Source organism: Clostridium thermobutyricum DSM 4928 (genome assembly GCF_002050515.1).
Taxonomy (GTDB): Bacteria; Bacillota; Clostridia; order Clostridiales; family Clostridiaceae; genus Clostridium; species Clostridium thermobutyricum.
On sequence record NZ_LTAY01000019.1, the window covers coordinates 21,289 to 39,443 of the forward strand.

Genomic DNA, 18,155 nt, shown 5'->3' on the forward strand with positions numbered 1-18,155 from the left:
ATTTTTATAAAAACTTTATTGGGGGATGAGAAAATATGAGAAAAAAAATAAGGAAGATATGCTTAGTAGTAGTTATTTTAGCATTAGGAGTTATATATTTTAATAGTTTTGAAGATAAGAAGGGAATTAAGGTTACTAAATTTGATAATTTATATAATGAAGAAAGCATAAAAATATTTTATGAGCATATAAGAGATAAAACAAAAATTAATGAGAAAATAACTAAATTAGAAGAAACTTATTCTGTAAAAGAAATTAGTAATAAGGAAGATAATGAATTAGATAAAATATTAAAAACAACAGATATATTAAAAAATATTGGTGATTGTGATGATATTGAGGAAACAAAATATTTAAATGGATATGATATTTTAAGTAGTAAGTCTGCAAATAAAAGAAAAATATCTAAAAGAGATTCAGCAATAATTCAAAGAGATTTGATTTTAGCATTAGGATATGAAAGTAGGATAGGAATATTTAAAAAAGAAAAACCTCAATTTGAAAAAAATCCAGAATATTATATAGTCGAATATTGGAGTCCTGAGTTTAATAAATGGATACTTATTGATTTTGAGAAAAGAGGATATTTGAAAAAAGGTGATAAGCCTTTAGGAGCTATAGAGCTTTTAGAGGAAAAGGGAAAGGATTATCATTTTTATGGTAATTATAAAAGTAAAGATTATAAAAGAGATATAAAAGAATATCTTTCTTCTTATACTATTGCAATAGATAATACAGTAGAAAGAAAAGAGAGTAATTGTTTTATAACATATATTAAAAGTAATAAAGACATAGATTTACTTGCTAAAGGAGAATATTTACCACCTACAATATTTACTGAAAACGGATTTTTATATGAGAAATCACCATGGAATGAATATAAAAAAGATGACAAGAATACTTATATAATTCTTATGAAAAAAGATTTTGATGAAGATGAAAAAAATCTTACAAAAGAAGAATTAGATATAGAAAAAAATAAATTTATTCTTGGCGCATTTAAGAATGGAAAAGTGATTAAAAAATATAAATTAAAGCTAGATGATGGTGAATTTAAAGATATAAATGATTCATATACAGAAATAATTTTAAAAAAAGGATTAAATAAAATTCAAATTTCAGAAAATGGAAAAGAGATAAATTCAACAATAGAAATAAATAGAGAAAAATAAATATTAAATTAATAAAAATAATTTGAATTTTTATTTAATATAGACAAGATTTTGTTCAAGAATTATAATTTAATAGTCAGATAAAAAATTAAGTAGGGGGAAAATAGGTGGGGATAGATTTTATATTAATACTTAAAGCTATTGTAATTGGGATAGTAGAGGGAATGACTGAGTTTGTTCCTGTATCATCTACTGGACATATGATATTAGCAGGAAGCCTTATAGATTTTAGAGGAGAATTTGCTGATATGTTTACAGTAGTAATACAATTAGGAGCAATACTTGCAGTTGTTGTTTTATACTGGAAAAAAATTAGTAGCAGTATAGTAGAATTCTTCAAATATATCTTTACAAAAGGTAGAGAAGGAAAAACAGGTTTTAGATTTGGAATAAATGTAATAGTTGGTTCAATACCAGCAGCATTTGTTGGTTTTCTACTTCATGATGCAATAAAAGGACTTTTTAATCCACAATCTGTTATAGTTGGATTTATAGTTGGTGGTGTATTACTTTTAGTAATTGAAAATATTTATAGAAAAAAGAAACCAGAAGCAAGAGATATAGATGAAATCACTCCAAAGCAAGCACTTATAGTAGGAATAGCTCAATGTTTTGCAATGTGGCCAGGAATGTCAAGAAGTGCATCAACTATTATGGGGGGATGGATTGCAAAATTATCAACTCCAATTGCAGCAGAATTTTCATTTTTCTTAGCAATTCCAGCTATGGTTGGTTCAACAGGATTAGATTTATTTAAATTTGATTTTTCAATAATGAATACTTCTATGTGGATTGCTTTAGCAGTAGGATTTGTAGTAGCATTTATTGTTGCTTTAGTAGTTATGGATAAGTTTGTTTCTTATTTAAAGAAGAAACCAATGCAAGTATTTGCTATTTACAGAATAATAGTTGGTATATTACTTGCAGCTCTTGTATTTGCTAAGATTATAACTTTACCAGCACTTTAATTTATAAATCTAGTTAGTTTATCTAACTAGATTTATTTTTTTATAAAAAATTAAGAATTAAATCAATTTATATTTAAAATGAATATTTATAAAACATAAAACATATAATTTTCAAGAAAAAAGTTATAATTATTATTAAGAAAAGTATTGGAAAATAGTTGTAAAAGTATTTAGAAAAATAATATTTAAATATAAAGAGGAAAGTAAAAAATAACTTTTATAAAAAGGATAAATATGGTATTATAAAAAGAGAAGAAAATTAAAATTTTTCTAAAATTACCAAATTTTATATGTGGTGAATAGTTAAAATTTTTAAAAACAATTGTCAGAATATTTAAAAAACAGTTGGGTATAAGGGGGAATTGTAGAATGAATAACGGTGTAAAAAAAATTGCACTATTAACTGGAGGTGGAGATTGTCCTGGACTTAATGCGGTAATAAGGGCAGTTACTAGATCTGCTATCTTAAATCATGGATTAGAAGTAATCGGATATAAATTTGGTTATAGAGGTCTTTATAATAATGATTTTGTGAACCTTAATTTAGAAAATGTATCAGGAATACTTCATAGAGGTGGAACTATACTTTATAGTTCAAATAAAGATAATTTATTTGATTATCAAGTTGAAGAAAATGGAGTTAAAGTTAAAAAAGATGTTTCAGATGTCGCAGTTGAAAATCTTAAAAAAGAAGGTGTAGATGTATTAGTAGTAATAGGTGGAGATGGAACACTTACATCAGCTAGAGATTTTTCAAGAAAAGGAATAAAAGTTATAGGAGTTCCTAAAACTATTGATAACGATTTAGCATCAACTGATGTTACATTTGGATTTAATACTGCAATAGATGTTGCAACTGAAGCTTTAGATAGGCTACATACAACTGCAGAATCTCATCATAGAATAATGATATGTGAAGTTATGGGAAGAGGAGCAGGGTGGATAGCATTAGAATCAGGTATAGCTGGTTCATCTGACGTAATATTACTTCCGGAAATACCATATGATATTAATAAAATTGTAGATAAAATAAATGAAAGAAAAGAAGAGGGAAAACCATTCACTATAATTACTGTAGCAGAAGGAGCAAAACCTAAGGATGGAGAAGTGGTGGTATCTAAAATTGTAGAAGATAGCCCAGATCCAATAAGATTAGGTGGAATAGGAAATAAACTTGCAGAAGATTTAGAGAAAATAATAAAAGAAAATGAAGTTAGATGTACAGTTTTAGGACATGTACAAAGAGGTGGAAATACTTCAACTTATGATAGAATACTTTCAACAAGATATGGAGTTGGAGCAGTAGAATTAATTGAAAAAGGACTATTTGGAAATATGGTTTGCTTAAAAGGGGATAAATTATCTTATGATAGTTTAGAAAATGTAATTGGTCAAAAAACCAAAAATGTAGAAAAAGATTGTGAACTTGTAAAAACTGCAAAAGCAATAGGAATTTCTTTTGGAGATTAATATCATAATATATAAAAAAGGCAAGATTAAAACTCTTGCCTTTATATAACAAATTTTTAAAATAGTTCAAAATTTCTGAAAATATGTTATAATAAATATAGGACAGATAATTTTTAGAGCTGGAGGGTATTATGAAGGAGATAAAAAAATATTTAGAATCAAGAATTGGTATGTATTCATTCTATTTTGAAGATTTATCTAGTGGCTTCACATATGGATACAATGAAAACGTTCAAATGGTAAGTGCAGGTTGTATGAAATTACCTATTGCAGTTTCACTTATAAAAGATGTTGAAGATGGCAATGTAACTTTTTTAGATAAAGTAAATATAGATGTAGATGATAAAGTTTATGGTACTGGAATTATCCATGAATTTAATTCAAGAGATTATACTATATTTGAATTGTTAGTTGCAATGCTTATACAGAGTGATAATACAGCAGCTAATAAAATAATAGATATAGTAGGTATCGATAAAATAAATAAAGACATAAAAGAAATGGGATTAAAAAATACTGTCTTAAATAGAAAGACTGCTGATGAGCGTAGTAAAGTAGAAATTGAAAATTTTACGTCATCCAAAGATTTAGGAATAATTTGGAAACATCTTTATAATGGAACATTTTTAAATGAGAAAAATAGCACTATGCTTATAGATATATTAAGAAGACAACAAATAAAAAATAAACTTGCTTTATATATTCCAGATGATCTAAAATATGAAATTTCTAGCAAGACTGGAGATAAAAAAGGAGTCGAGAATGATACAGCTTTAATACAATTATCTAAAGGAAATTTTGTATTTACAGTATTATCCCAAGATATTCCAAACAGCGTATATGGGACAGTTACCTTAGCTAAATGTGGAAAGATGGCTTGGGATAGTATAATGAATAATTGGAATTAAAATATATTTAATTTAAAATAGATACAGATAAAAACATCTGTATCTATTTTTTTAATAAAAATGTTCTTTAAAAAATTATAATAATAGTTTAAAATAATTAACAGATAGGAGGTAACAAATGAGAAGTTTATTAAGAAAAATAGAAAACTATCCAATAGGTATGTGTGGAACAGCTTTAGGATTCATAACTTTAAGTAATTGTTACGATAATTTAGGATTTACATATATAAAATCAATAGCATTAATTTTTGCTATAATAGCAATTTATTTAATGGTTTTAAGAGGAGTATTTTATCCAAATAAAATTGTAGAAGAACTTAAAAATCCTGTAGCAGGAAGCTTCTATCCAACTTTTGATATGACATTGTTTTTAATATCTGCATCTACATATAGTATTTCACCTTTATTAGGAAAAATACTTTGGATTATATCTGTAGTAGTACATGCAGCCATTTTCCTAATATTCTTAGGTTTTAGAGCAAGAAAATTTAGATTAGAATATTTATTTCCAAGTTGGTTTATTATTTTAGTTGGAATGATAACAGGAACTATTGCAGGAAAAGATATGGGATATCCTACTGTATCAAAAATATTATTTTTAGTAGGACTAGTGCTTTATTTTGTGGCTTGGCCATTTGTACTTTATAGATTATTTAAAAGAAGAGATATTAAAGAAAATGACATGGCTACAATTGGAGTTTTAGCAGCTCCGGCAAGTCTTTGTATATTAGGATATTTTGCTTTAACAGATAATCCTAATATTTATTTACTAGGCATATTATTTATAACATCAATATTTAATTTAATATATGTATATATAAAAATGCCAAGATGCTTTAATAAAAAATTTGATGGTATACTAGCTGCATTTACTTTCCCACTTGCAATAAGCAATTTGGCTATTTTAAGAGTAGCGAGTTTTGCAGATTTTATGGGATATAGTACATGGGGAGTAATTCTTAGAGGAGCAGGAATTGCAGAATTAGTAATATCAACTGTTGTTATAGCTTATGTAATAATAAACTTTATAATATTATTTATAAAAGCTATAATTAGTAGTAAAAATAATAAAGAAAATTTAAAAACTGAAAATTAAGAGATAAACAAAATATTGACATATTATGTTTAACATGGTATCCTACAGAAAAGATAAAAAACCTTTAAGTTCATCCGAGAGATGAGTAAGGAAGTTAGATAGAATCTTTGAATGTGGAATTACTACGCCTTCCTTACAAAAGGAAGGCGTTTTTTTATAAAATAAATACCTTTAATTTTAACACTGAGAGGTTAAAAAGGAGTGATAGAAATGTTAACAAACAGACACTTAATTGATCCAATGGATTTTAAAGTGGAAGAACTAGATGAAATATTTAGTTTAGCAGAAAAAATAATAAAAAATCCTAAGAAATATTCTAAAATATGTGATGGCAAAATCTTAGCCACACTTTTCTATGAACCTAGTACACGAACAAGATTTAGCTTTGAAGCAGCTATGATGAGACTTGGAGGAAATGTATTAGGCTTTTCAGAACCAAATTCAAGTTCAGCATCAAAAGGAGAAACTTTAGCAGATACTATAAAGATGGTTTCAATTTATTCAGATGTTATTGCAATGAGACATCCAAAAGAAGGAGCTGCTAGAGTAGCAAGTCTTTATTCAAAAGTTCCAGTAATAAATGCAGGAGATGGAGGACATCAACATCCAACTCAAACATTAACAGACCTTTTAACTATAAAGAATCTAAAAGGAAATTTAAAAAATAAAACTATAGGATTATGTGGAGATTTAAAATTTGGAAGAACTGTACATTCTCTTATAAAAGCAATGTCTAGATATGAAGGAAATGAATTTATTCTTATATCACCAAAAGAGCTTAAAGTTCCAGATTATATTAAAGAACAAGTTTTAGAAAAAAATAATATAAAATTTAGAGAAGTAGAAGTTTTAGAAGATGTTATAGAAGAATTGGACATACTTTATATGACTAGGATACAGAAAGAAAGATTTTTTAATGAGGAAGAATATTTAAGACTTAAAGATAGTTATATATTAAATATGGAAAAAATGGATAAAGCAAAAAGTGACATGATAGTAATGCACCCACTTCCAAGGGTTAATGAAATAGATATGGAAGTAGATAATGATAGTAGAGCTTCATACTTTAAGCAAGCCGAGTTTGGAATGTATGTAAGAATGGCTCTTATATGTAAGCTTTTGGGGGTGGAAGAATGTTAAAAATAACAACTATAAAAAATGGAATTGTAATTGATCACATAAAAGCTGGATGTGGAATGAAAATATTTAATGAATTAGAACTTGAAAAAACAAATCTTAATGTAGCTTTAATAATGAATGTTGAAAGTCTTAGAATGGGTAAAAAAGACATTATAAAAATGGAATTAAAAGAAGGAATAGACTATGACATTTTAGCTATGATATCACCTAATATAACAATAAATGAAATAGAAAATGGAAAGATAAAAAATAAATTTAAACCAGAATTACCTACAAAAGTTATAAATAAAATAAAATGTACAAATATAAATTGCATAACTGTAGATGAGAAATATGTTCCTCAAAGCTTTATATTAGTAGATAAAGAAAAAGGAACTTACAGATGTGAATATTGTGACCATATAAAGAGACTATAAGGGGGGATTCTTAGGATGAATATATTAATAAAAAATGCTCACTTAATTGATTGTAATCAAAACTTTATTGGAGATTTATATATAGAGAACGGAAAAATAAAAGAGCTTGGAATAGATATAGAAAAAGAAGATGTAGAAACTATAGATGTAAATGGATTAGTTGTAATGCCAAGCTTTATAGATAGCCATGCACATTTTAGAGATCCAGGTTTTACTTATAAAGAAGATATAGAAACAGGATCATTAGCTGCCTTAAAAGGTGGATATACTGGAGTTTGTTTAATGGGAAATACAAGACCTATTTGTTCAAGCAAAGAAGTATTAGATTATGTAAATGAAAAAGCATCAGAATTAGGATTAGTAGATATTCATCAATGTGTGACTATAACTAAGAATTTTGATGGACAAACTATAGAGCATTTAGAAACTTTAGAAAATGATAAGAGAATAAAAGCAATTTCAGATGATGGAGTTGGTGTAGCAGATTCTAAAATAATGATGGATGCTATGAAAATTGCAAAGAAAAATGATTGGGTTGTAATGTCTCATGCGGAAACAAAAGAATTTTCAGGAGTTGATATGAGACTTGCAGAAAATATGATGACATGGAGAGATATAACTCTTGCAAAGGTTACAGGAGCCAAGCTTCATATGTGCCATGTAAGTACAAAAGAAGCAATGAAATATATAATAGATGGAAAATGTGATGGAATAAATGTAACTTGTGAAGTAACACCACATCATATAGCTTTAACAAAAGATATAAATGATTATAGAGTTAATCCACCTATAAGAGAGAGAGAAGATGTAGATTTTCTTTTAAAAGCAATTAAACATGGTGATGTTTATTGTATAGGAACAGATCATGCTCCTCATACAGAAGAAGATAAGAAAAAAGGTGCACCAGGCATGGTTGGACTAGAAACAGCTTTTCCTATATGTTATACAAAGTTAGTTAAAGACGGAGTAATAAGAATTAATAAGTTATCAGAATTAATGTCTAAGAATCCAGCAGAATTACTTAAAATGAATAAAGGAATGCTTAGTATAGGAATGGATGGAGATGTAGTTGTTCTAGATTTAAATAAAAAAGTGAAAATAAATTCAGAAAATTTTAAGTCAAAAGGAAAAAATACACCTTTTGAAGGTATGGAGTTTTTTGGTGAAGTAAAAATGACAATAAAAAATGGTGAAATTTTATATAGAGGATAGGTATTGTATATGAGAAGTAGAATTATTGATAAATTATATAAAAGAGTAGAAGAAAGAGGAGTAGTATGTGTAGGACTTGATACTTCACTAGATTATATTCCAGAATTTATAAAGAACGGTAAATCAGCTAGAGAAGCTATTTTTGAATTTAACAAAGGAATTATAGATGCAACTGAAGATGTTGCAAGCTGCTTTAAAGTTCAAATAGCTTATTATGAATCATTAGGAATTGAAGGATTATTAGCTTATAGAGATACACTAAAATATCTTAAAGAAAAAGATTTAATAACAATAGCAGATATAAAAAGAGGAGATATTGCTGCAACAGCTAAAATGTATGCAAAAGCTCACTTTGAAGGAGATTTTGAAGCAGATTTTATAACATTAAATCCATATATGGGAATGGATAGTATAGAGCCTTATATGTCATATATAGAAAAAGGTGATAAAGGAATATTCAGTCTTGTAAGAACATCTAATGAAGGCGCAAAAGATATTGAATATATAAAAAATAAAGATGGAAAAAATGTATATGATATTGTAGGAAAAAAAGTTTTAGATTTAGGAATGAAATTTATAGGTGAGTGCGGATATACACCAATGGGCGGAGTAATTGGATGTACTCATATAGAAGAAGGAGCAAAAATAAGAGAAAATTTAAAAGAAATGTTTTTCTTAATACCTGGATATGGTGCTCAAGGAGGAAAAGCAGAAGATGTAGCAATGTATCTTAATAATGGTAATGGAAATGGAGGAGTAGTAAATTCTTCAAGAGGAATACTTCTTGCATATAGAAAAAGTGGGGCTGATGAAAAAGATTATGCAAAATGTGCTAGGCAAGAGGCAATAAGAATGAGAGATGAAATAAAAATGGCTGTATTAAACAGGGGGAATTTATAATGAAATTCAAAGAAGTAGAAATATTAAGTAATGAAGAAATACAAAATGGAATATATAAAATGGTTGTAAAAGAAGAAGAAAATATAAAAGCGGGACAATTTTATATGCTTAAATGTAAAAATAAACTTCTTCAAAGACCAATAAGTATATGTGAAAAAGAAGGAAAAAACTTAATATTTTTATATGCAGTAGTAGGAGAAGGAACACGAGATTTCTCAATTATGAAAAAAGGAGAAAAAATTACTTTAACAGGACCTCTAGGAAATGGATTTGATTTAGAATTTAAATTAGACAAAGTTGCTTTAGTTGGAGGAGGAATTGGAATAGCTCCAATGCTTCAAGTTGCAAAAGAGATAAAAAATAAAAATAGTGCTAAACAATTAGATTTATATGCTGGATTTAGAGATGAAGTTTATCTTCTAGATGAATTTAAGGAATATGTAGATGAAATTAATATTTCAACAAATACAGGTAGTGTAGGACATAAAGGATTTGTAACAGATCTTTTAAAACCAGAAGAATATGATTTAGTTTTATGTTGTGGACCAGAAATAATGATGAAAAAAGTAGTTGAAATGTGCAAAGAAAGAGATACTAAAGTTTTTATTTCTATGGAAAAGCATATGGCATGTGGAGTAGGTGCTTGTCTAGTATGTACATGTAAAACTAAAGAAGGGTTTAAAAGGACTTGTAAAGATGGACCAGTATTTGATGGGAATTATGTAGAATTTTAAAAGGAGTGGTTAAATGTTAAAGGTAAACATAAATGGAGTAGATTTTAAAAATCCAGTAATAGGTGCATCAGGAACTTTTGGATTTGGACAAGAGTACAATAATTTTTATGATGTAAAAATACTTGGAGGAATTTCATCAAAAGGATTAACTATTAATCCTAAAGAAGGAAATGCAGGGATAAGAGTATATGAAACTCCAAGTGGAATGATGAACTCTGTTGGATTACAAAATCCAGGAATAGACCACTTTATAAAATATGAATTGCCAGAAATGAAGAAGTTAGGAACTAATATAATTGCAAATGTTGGTGGAGGGACTATAGAAGATTATGAAATGGCAATTGAAAAATTAAGAGGAACTGATATAGATATGATTGAATTAAACATATCATGTCCAAATGTAAAATCAGGTGGAATGGCTTTTGGAATAAAAAGTGAAGTAGCTTATGAAGTAGTAAGTAAAATAAAAAAAATAGCAGACAAGCCTCTTATGGTAAAACTTTCACCAAATGCAGAAGATATTGTACAAATGGCTATTAAATGTAGAGAAGCAGGAGCAGATTCTTTATCCCTTATAAATACATTAAAAGGAATGGCAATAGATATAAAAAATAGAAAGCCAGTATTTAATAATGTTTATGCAGGACTTTCAGGGCCAGCTATAAAGCCAATAGCCTTAAGAATGGTACATGAAGTGTCTAAAGCAGTAGATATACCAGTAATAGGACTAGGTGGAATTGAAAAATGGGAAGATGCAATAGAATTTATGATGGCTGGAGCTACTGGAATACAAATAGGTACAGTAAACTTTACTAATCCTATGGCTGGTAAAGAAATAATTGAAGGAATTGAAAACTTCTTAATAAAAGAAGGAATAAAAGATATAAATGAAATAATAGGAATTATTTAATAAATAAAATAATTGGAGGGGTCTAAGATGGAAAATTATAAAAAAGAGTTTATAGATTTTATGATTGAGTGCGGAGTATTAACATTTGGAGATTTTGTTACAAAAAGCGGAAGAAAAACTCCATTCTTTGTAAATACAGGAAATTATAAAAAAGGAAGTCAATTAAAAAGACTTGGAGAATTTTATGCAAAAGCTATAAAAGAAAATTTTGGAGACCAATATGATTTACTTTTTGGACCAGCATATAAAGGAATTCCATTAACAGTAACAACAACAATAGCTCTTTCAAATCTTTATGATATAGATGTTGATTATTGTTCAAATAGAAAAGAAATAAAAGATCATGGCGATAAAGGAATACTTTTAGGCGGAAAAATAAAAGATGGAGATAGAGTACTTATTGTTGAAGATGTAACTACAGCAGGAACTTCAATATATGAGACTATGCCAATTTTAAAAGAGCAAGGTGATGTAGATGTTAAAGGTCTTATAATCTCTGTAGATAGAATGGAAAGAGGTAACGGTGAAAAATCTGCTTTAGCTGAAATAAGAGAAAAATTTGGATTTAAAACTTGTGCAATAGTTACAATGAAAGAAGTAATAAATTATCTTTCAGAAAAAGAAATTGATGGTAAGAAAGTATTAGATGAAGAAATATTAAAAAGAATAGATGCCTATTATAAAGAATATGGAGCAAAATAAGTAGGAATGTTGAAAAAAAATAACAAATTGTAAAAATAAATTTACAATTTGTTATTTTTGTTTTAAAATTGATTTGTGGGACAAAGTGTTTGTTAATAAAAAAAGTTTATGGAAAATAATTCTTTAAATTAAAAATTTTATCAGACACGTTTACTCATAGACTTATTGTAATATATGGGAGGCGACATTTAATGTTTAAACAATGGGATGGATTTAAGTCAGGTAGCTGGCAAGAAAAAATTGATGTAAGAAACTTTATTCAAAAGAACTATAAAGAATATAAAGGGGACTCAAGTTTCTTAGCACCTATATCAGAAAAAACTTCAAAAGTATGGAAAATTTCAAGCGATTTAATCGTTGAAGAAATAAAAAAAGGGATAATAGACGTTGCTACTGATAAAGTGTCAGGAATCAATAACTATGAACCAGGATACATTGATAAAGATAATGAAGTAATAGTTGGTTTACAAACAGATGCTCCATTAAAAAGAATAGTAAATCCATTTGGTGGAATGAGAATGGTTCATACTTCATTAAAAGAATATGGATATGAATTAGATGAAAATATAGATAAATATTTTAATGATTATAGAAAAACTCATAACCAAGGAGTTTTTGATGCTTATACTAAAGAAACTAGAGCTGCAAGAAGCGCAGGTCTTTTAACAGGACTTCCAGATGCTTATGGTAGAGGAAGAATCATAGGAGATTATAGAAGAATAGCTCTTTATGGTATAGATTTCTTAGTAGAAGAAAAGAAAAAAGATTTAGATAACTTAACTGGGGATATGCTAGATGAGTTAATAAGATCAAGAGAAGAAGTTAGTGAGCAAATTAGAGCTTTAGCTGAAATTAAAGCTATGGCATTAACTTATGGAATAGATATATCAAAACCAGCTAAAGATGCAAGAGAAGCAGTACAATTTGTTTATTTAGGATATTTAGCAGCAGTAAAAGAAAATAATGGTGCTGCAATGTCATTTGGTAGAACAAGTACTTTCTTAGATATATTCATAGAAAGAGACTTAGAAGCTGGAACTTTAACTGAAAGTGAAGCTCAAGAATTAATTGATCAATTAATAATTAAATTAAGACTTGTAAGACACTTAAGAACTCCAGAATATAATGATTTATTTGCAGGAGATCCAACTTGGGTAACTGAATCAATTGGAGGAATGGGAGTTAATGGTAAATCATTAGTTACTAAAAACTCATTTAGATATCTTCATACATTAATTAATTTAGGACCAGCTCCAGAACCAAATATGACAATACTTTGGTCTCCAAATTTACCAGAAGGATTTAAAACATATTGTGCAGAAATTTCAATTAAGACAGATGCAATCCAATATGAAAATGATGAAGTTATGAGACCAATATATGGAGATGATTATGCTATAGCTTGTTGTGTTTCAGCAATGCAAGTTGGTAAGCAAATGCAATTCTTTGGAGCTAGAGCAAACCTTGCTAAAGCATTATTATATGCTATAAATGGTGGAGTAGATGAAAAGAAAGGAACTCTTGTTGTTCCAGGAATTGAAAAAATTCAAGATGAAGTTTTAGACTTTGAAACAGTTAGAGCTAACTATAATAAAGTTTTAGAATATGTTGCTAAGCTATATGTAGATACAATGAATGTAATTCACTATATGCATGATAAATATGCTTACGAAGCAGGACAAATGGCTTTACATGATACTAATGTAGGTAGATTAATGGCATTTGGTATTGCAGGACTTTCAGTAGCAGCAGACTCTTTAAGTGCAATTAAATATGCAAAAGTAACTCCTATAAGAAATGAAGAAGGAATAGCTGTTGATTTTAATATTGAAGGAGATTTCCCTAAATACGGAAATGATGATGATAGAGCAGATGATTTAGCAGTATATTTAACTGAAAAGTTCTCAACAGAGCTTAAAAAACATCCATTATATAGAAATGCTAAACACACATTATCAATATTAACTATAACTTCAAATGTTGTTTATGGTAAGAAAACAGGTTCAACTCCAGATGGTAGAAAAGCAGGAGAACCATTAGCACCAGGTGCTAACCCAATGCATGGAAGAGATGAAAATGGAGCTTTAGCATCATTAAATTCAGTTGCTAAAATCAGATATAATCCAACTTGTGAAGATGGAGTATCAAATACTTTCTCAATTGTTCCAGGAGCTTTAGGTAAAGAAGAAGAAGGAAGAAAAAATAACTTAGTTTCAATTTTAGATGGTTATTTTGTACAAGGTGCACATCACTTAAATGTTAATGTATTTGATAGAGAAACTTTAATTGATGCTATGGATCACCCAGAAAAATATCCACAATTAACTATTAGAGTTTCAGGATATGCAGTTAACTTTAATAGATTAACTAGAAATCAACAATTAGAAGTAATAAGCAGAACTTTCCACGAAAGCTTATAATTATATAAATATCCTCTACCATAAGGTAGAGGATATTTTTAAAATCTAGAATTAGGAGGATTTTAAATGATAAAAGGTAAAATACACTCAATTGAATCAATGGGACTTGTAGATGGACCTGGAATAAGAGTTATAGTATTTATGCAAGGTTGTGCATTAAGATGTAAATATTGCCATAATCCAGATACATGGGTAACTGAAGGAGGAAAAGAATATACTCCAGAAGAAATAGTAAATAAGATAAAGAGATTTAAAACTTATTTTGAAAGGTCTGGTGGAGGAGTTACTTTTTCAGGTGGAGATCCATTAAGACAACCAGAATTTTTAATAGAAACTTTAAAAAGATGTAAAGAAGAAGGAATACATACATGTTTAGATACTTCAGGCGTTGGTCTTGGAGAGTATGATGAAATTTTAAAATATACAGATTTAGTTCTTTTTGATGTAAAGCATGTAACTAGAGAAGGATATAAAAATGTAACTTTAATGGAAATAGATGAATCATTGAAATTCATCCAGGCTTTAAATAAAAATAATACAAAAGTTTGGATAAGGCATGTTGTTGTACCTAATCTTACAGATGGAGAAGAACATATATTAGAACTTAAAGAATTTATTAAAAAAATAAATAATGTAGAAAAGATAGAGCTTTTACCATATCATTTACTTGGTGTAAATAAATATACTACTATGGGAATAAAATATCCACTAGAAGGGGTTAAAGCTATGGATAAAGAAAAAATAAAAGAATATGAAGAATTATTAAAATAGGGATTAAGAAAATAAACTTAATCCCTTTAAATTATACTAATATTATATTTCATTTGCTTCTTTTTCTCTTTTTTCTTTTATTTTCTTTGGATCATAGAAGAGAAATATAGAAACAAAAGTTGATATGACTAATCCAGCTAAAACACTATTAGTAAAGCAGTAAAAAACATATGTTAAACATATTATACTAATAATAAAAAACATTGCAGTTTTTTTCTGATAATTCATAAAATTACCTCCCTGTAAACCCTCTTTAAATTAATTATAATTTACTTAAATGGATATTACAAGAAATAGATAGTATGAATTACTACTTACAATTTAATTTTTTAGTAAAGTATCCATGAGGAATTATTTTTTTCTTTAATCCTTCTATAACTAAAAGATAAGTAGCAGCTGTATCGAATCTAGCATCATGATAATTTCCACTACCTTCAAATAATTCATTTGCCTTTTTAGTTATTTGTTCATCAGTTATTCCTAAAAATTTAACTACTTCTTCAAGTTTAGGATTTTTAAAAGTTCCATTTGGTTTTAAAATCTTGCATATATCTTTATAGTATCCCATTGTACAGAATGTATCTTTAGGAACATAATCAGCACCCATAGGAAGAAGTTCGCTTTGCATAAATTTTATATCAAAATTTACATTGTGGCCTATTACAAAATCAGCTTCAAAGAAGTCATCCACAAATTCTTGTACTAAATCATCAAAATACATTCCATTTGAAAGCTCATAAAGTTTTTCAAGAGAAAAGCCATGAACTGCTTCAGCTCCTTCATCCATTTCATCAACTGTAAAAAAGAAATTTTTCCCTTTTGTAGTTTGTGGTTTAGTAGATGTATCTACAGTTATGTAGCTCAATTGACATATATGTCCTGGTCTAATACTAGTTGTTTCTGTATCGAAAAAAAGTAATTTCATTTTATGCCTCCAAAAAAATTTATATTATAATTATACATTAAAATTTACATAATAACAGTAAGAAGATTAATTCTTATTAAATCTGATTAAATTGATAAGAATTAAAGTTGAAAATTAACAGTAGAGAGGGTATAATCTAAATACTACAAAAGATAGCAATTGAGGAGGAAAAAAACATGTTAGTAGAAGGAAAAAGAAAAGTATCAATAATAGGAGCAGGATTCGTAGGAGCTACTACAGCTTTCGCACTTATGAATAGTGGGATAGCAACAGAAATTTGTATTTATGATATAAATATGGATAAAGCAATGGGAGAGGTAATGGACTTAGTTCATGGAACTTCATTTGTAAAACCAGTAAATATATATGCAGGATCATTAGAAGAAACTAAAGATTCAGATATAGTTATAATAACAGCAGGAGCAGGACAAAAAGAAGGAGAAACTAGACTAGACTTAATAGAAAAAAATTACAATATATTTAAAGGGTTTGTTCCAGAAATAGCAAAACTTAGTCCAAATTCAATTCTTTTAGTAGTTTCAAATCCAGTAGATGTTTTAGCTCATATAACTTATAAATTATCAGGATTCCCAAAAGAAAGAGTTATAGGTTCAGGAACTGTTTTAGACACATCAAGACTTAAATATGTTCTAGGAAAATATCTAAATGTAAATAATGGTAATATACACTCATATGTTATAGGAGAACATGGAGATAGTGAAGTTGTAACTTGGAGTAATGCAAGAGTAGCAGGAGAAGAAATAGACCTTTATGCTGAGCATGCTGAAGTTGATTGGGATGACGAAATAAAGAGAGTTATTGAAAATGATGTTAAAAATGCAGCATATGAAATAATTAGTAGAAAGAAAGCAACTTATTTTGCAGTTGCACTTGCTGTAAATAATATAGTTGAAGCTATATTTAGAAATTCAAATAGTATATTAACTGTTTCAACACTTTTTGAAGGTCAATATGGAATAAGTGATATGTATTTAGCTATACCAACTGTTGTAAGCAGTAAAGGAGCAACTAGATTAATAGATATTCCATTATCAAAAGATGAAGAAGAAAAGTTAAGAAAATCAGCAGAAATTTTAAAAGGTCATTTAGATAAATGTCATATATAATTTAGAAAAACAAATATTTTTGTAGTGAAAAAACTTTCTCGTTTTGAGAAAGTTTTTTTATTAATATTTAAAATATAGTATTTATATTAATATCATATTTTAAAATAAAGTATAAGTAGAAAAAATATCAAGAAAATTTCATTGGCATGATATTTTATTAAAAGTAAATGTTTTAAATTAAAAATATGAAATATATTAAATAGAATGAATATAATTTTTGAAAAAAGTTTTAGAGTTATATATAATAATATAAAAGGTTAAGGAGGCAATTTTATGATTATAGATGGAATAATAATACCAGAAGGATATAAAAGTACATCACTAATAGAAACAGAAAAAAATATAAAAGCAATAAAAGATTTTTTTGAAAGAAAGCTATCAGAAGAATTAAATCTTCTTCGTGTTTCAGCACCTCTTTTTGTTTATAAAGATTCAGGATTAAATGATGATTTAAATGGAGTAGAAAGACCAGTTAGTTTCGATGTTTTAAGTACAGGAAAAGAAGTTGAAATAATTCATTCTCTTGCGAAATGGAAAAGAAATAGTCTTTCAAGATATGGATTTAAAGAAGGATATGGACTTTATACAGATATGAATGCAATAAGAAGAGACGAGGATCTTGATAATTTGCATTCTATTTATGTTGACCAATGGGATTGGGAGAGAATAATAAAAAAAGAAGATAGAAATATAGAGACTTTAAAAGATATAGTAAAAAAAATCTATAAAGTATTTAAAGAAACAGAAGCTTTTGTAAATGAAAATTTAGTAAAACTAGAAAATATTTTACCAGAGGAAATACATTTTGTAACATCACAAGAGCTTGAGGATATGTATAGTGAATTAACTCCAAAAGAAAGAGAAGATTCTATTTGTAAAAAGTATAAAGCTGTATTTATAATTGGAATTGGTGGAGAACTTAAATCAGGAGAAAAACACGATGGAAGAGCACCAGACTATGATGATTGGTCATTAAATGGAGATATTTTATTTTGGAATGATATATTAGATAGAGCTGTTGAATTATCATCAATGGGAATTAGAGTTGATGAAGAAGCTTTAGAAAGACAATTAAAAATTGCTAGAGCTGAAGAAAGAAAAAAATTAAAATTCCACAAAGATCTTTTAGAAGGAAAGCTTCCATATACAATTGGTGGAGGAATAGGTCAATCAAGAATTTGTATGTATTTCTTAAGAAAAGCACATATAGGAGAAGTTCAATCATCTGTATGGGATGAAAAAAATATAAATGCATGTTCTGAAAATGGAATAGTTTTATTATAA

Annotated in this window: 18 protein-coding genes; 16 read left to right on the plus strand and 2 right to left on the minus strand. The window is 27.6% G+C overall.

The features are described 5' to 3' along the window. Positions 1-35 precede the first annotated feature (35 nt). The 14 genes from CLTHE_RS01675 to pflA all read left to right on the plus strand — a co-directional run bounded on the left by CLTHE_RS01675 (position 36) and on the right by pflA (position 14,819). A complete protein-coding gene (locus CLTHE_RS01675; protein ID WP_080021705.1) occupies positions 36-1,172 on the plus strand; it encodes a hypothetical protein in 1,137 nt (378 codons plus the stop codon). A gap of 107 nt (positions 1,173-1,279) precedes the next feature. Further along, positions 1,280-2,140: an undecaprenyl-diphosphate phosphatase gene (locus CLTHE_RS01680; RefSeq protein ID WP_080021706.1), complete on the plus strand. Its 861-nt coding sequence runs from the start codon at positions 1,280-1,282 to the stop codon at positions 2,138-2,140. Between the two features lie 369 nt (positions 2,141-2,509). Beyond that, positions 2,510-3,610, plus strand: a complete 1,101-nt coding sequence (locus CLTHE_RS01685; RefSeq protein WP_002597164.1) for a 6-phosphofructokinase — start codon at positions 2,510-2,512, stop codon at positions 3,608-3,610. Between the two features lie 131 nt (positions 3,611-3,741). Next, positions 3,742-4,518 carry a serine hydrolase gene (locus CLTHE_RS01690; RefSeq protein ID WP_002597165.1) on the plus strand — a complete coding sequence of 259 codons (777 nt, stop codon included), beginning with the start codon at positions 3,742-3,744 and terminating at the stop codon, positions 4,516-4,518. Between the two features lie 118 nt (positions 4,519-4,636). Beyond that, complete coding sequence (locus CLTHE_RS01695) at positions 4,637-5,614, plus strand: TDT family transporter (RefSeq protein ID WP_080021707.1); 978 nt, start codon at positions 4,637-4,639, stop codon at positions 5,612-5,614. A gap of 210 nt (positions 5,615-5,824) precedes the next feature. Next, the gene (gene pyrB / locus CLTHE_RS01700; RefSeq protein ID WP_080021708.1) at positions 5,825-6,754 is read left to right on the plus strand and encodes an aspartate carbamoyltransferase; all 930 of its coding nucleotides are present in this window, start codon (positions 5,825-5,827) and stop codon (positions 6,752-6,754) included. Then, a complete protein-coding gene (locus tag CLTHE_RS01705; RefSeq protein WP_080021709.1) occupies positions 6,748-7,170 on the plus strand; it encodes an aspartate carbamoyltransferase regulatory subunit in 423 nt (140 codons plus the stop codon). The genes pyrB and CLTHE_RS01705 overlap by 7 nt, the downstream gene beginning before the upstream one ends. Positions 7,171-7,185: 15 nt before the next feature. After that, positions 7,186-8,382: a dihydroorotase gene (locus CLTHE_RS01710; RefSeq protein WP_080021710.1), complete on the plus strand. Its 1,197-nt coding sequence runs from the start codon at positions 7,186-7,188 to the stop codon at positions 8,380-8,382. A 9-nt stretch (positions 8,383-8,391) separates the two neighbouring features. Beyond that, positions 8,392-9,282 (plus strand): orotidine-5'-phosphate decarboxylase, encoded by an 891-nt coding sequence (gene pyrF, locus CLTHE_RS01715; RefSeq protein ID WP_080021754.1) that lies wholly within the window; start codon positions 8,392-8,394, stop codon positions 9,280-9,282. Further along, positions 9,282-10,016, plus strand: a complete 735-nt coding sequence (locus CLTHE_RS01720; RefSeq protein ID WP_080021711.1) for a dihydroorotate dehydrogenase electron transfer subunit — start codon at positions 9,282-9,284, stop codon at positions 10,014-10,016. The genes pyrF and CLTHE_RS01720 overlap by 1 nt, the downstream gene beginning before the upstream one ends. Before the next feature lie 13 nt (positions 10,017-10,029). Beyond that, positions 10,030-10,926 (plus strand): dihydroorotate dehydrogenase, encoded by an 897-nt coding sequence (locus tag CLTHE_RS01725; protein ID WP_080021712.1) that lies wholly within the window; start codon positions 10,030-10,032, stop codon positions 10,924-10,926. 27 nt (positions 10,927-10,953) lie between these two features. Continuing rightward, the gene (gene pyrE / locus CLTHE_RS01730) at positions 10,954-11,628 is read left to right on the plus strand and encodes an orotate phosphoribosyltransferase (RefSeq protein ID WP_080021713.1); all 675 of its coding nucleotides are present in this window, start codon (positions 10,954-10,956) and stop codon (positions 11,626-11,628) included. Positions 11,629-11,819: 191 nt separating this feature from the next. Beyond that, a complete protein-coding gene (pflB, locus tag CLTHE_RS01735) occupies positions 11,820-14,048 on the plus strand; it encodes a formate C-acetyltransferase (protein ID WP_080021714.1) in 2,229 nt (742 codons plus the stop codon). A 66-nt stretch (positions 14,049-14,114) separates the two neighbouring features. After that, entirely contained in the window at positions 14,115-14,819 is a 705-nt protein-coding gene (gene pflA / locus CLTHE_RS01740; protein ID WP_080021715.1) for a pyruvate formate-lyase-activating protein, read from the plus strand. A 42-nt stretch (positions 14,820-14,861) separates the two neighbouring features. Here the strand turns inward: pflA and CLTHE_RS01745 are convergent, their stop codons facing one another. Both CLTHE_RS01745 and CLTHE_RS01750 read right to left on the minus strand, forming a co-directional pair. Next, positions 14,862-15,047, minus strand: a complete 186-nt coding sequence (locus tag CLTHE_RS01745; RefSeq protein ID WP_080021716.1) for a hypothetical protein — start codon at positions 15,045-15,047, stop codon at positions 14,862-14,864. Positions 15,048-15,129: 82 nt separating this feature from the next. Beyond that, the gene (locus CLTHE_RS01750; protein ID WP_080021717.1) at positions 15,130-15,744 is read right to left on the minus strand and encodes a 3'-5' exonuclease; all 615 of its coding nucleotides are present in this window, start codon (positions 15,742-15,744) and stop codon (positions 15,130-15,132) included. Positions 15,745-15,920: 176 nt separating this feature from the next. Between CLTHE_RS01750 and CLTHE_RS01755 the strand changes: the two genes are divergently transcribed. Both CLTHE_RS01755 and asnA read left to right on the plus strand, forming a co-directional pair. After that, complete coding sequence (locus tag CLTHE_RS01755) at positions 15,921-16,871, plus strand: L-lactate dehydrogenase (protein ID WP_080021718.1); 951 nt, start codon at positions 15,921-15,923, stop codon at positions 16,869-16,871. A gap of 273 nt (positions 16,872-17,144) precedes the next feature. Continuing rightward, on the plus strand, positions 17,145-18,155 hold the full coding sequence (asnA, locus tag CLTHE_RS01760; protein ID WP_080021719.1) for an aspartate--ammonia ligase: 1,011 nt from the start codon (positions 17,145-17,147) through the stop codon (positions 18,153-18,155).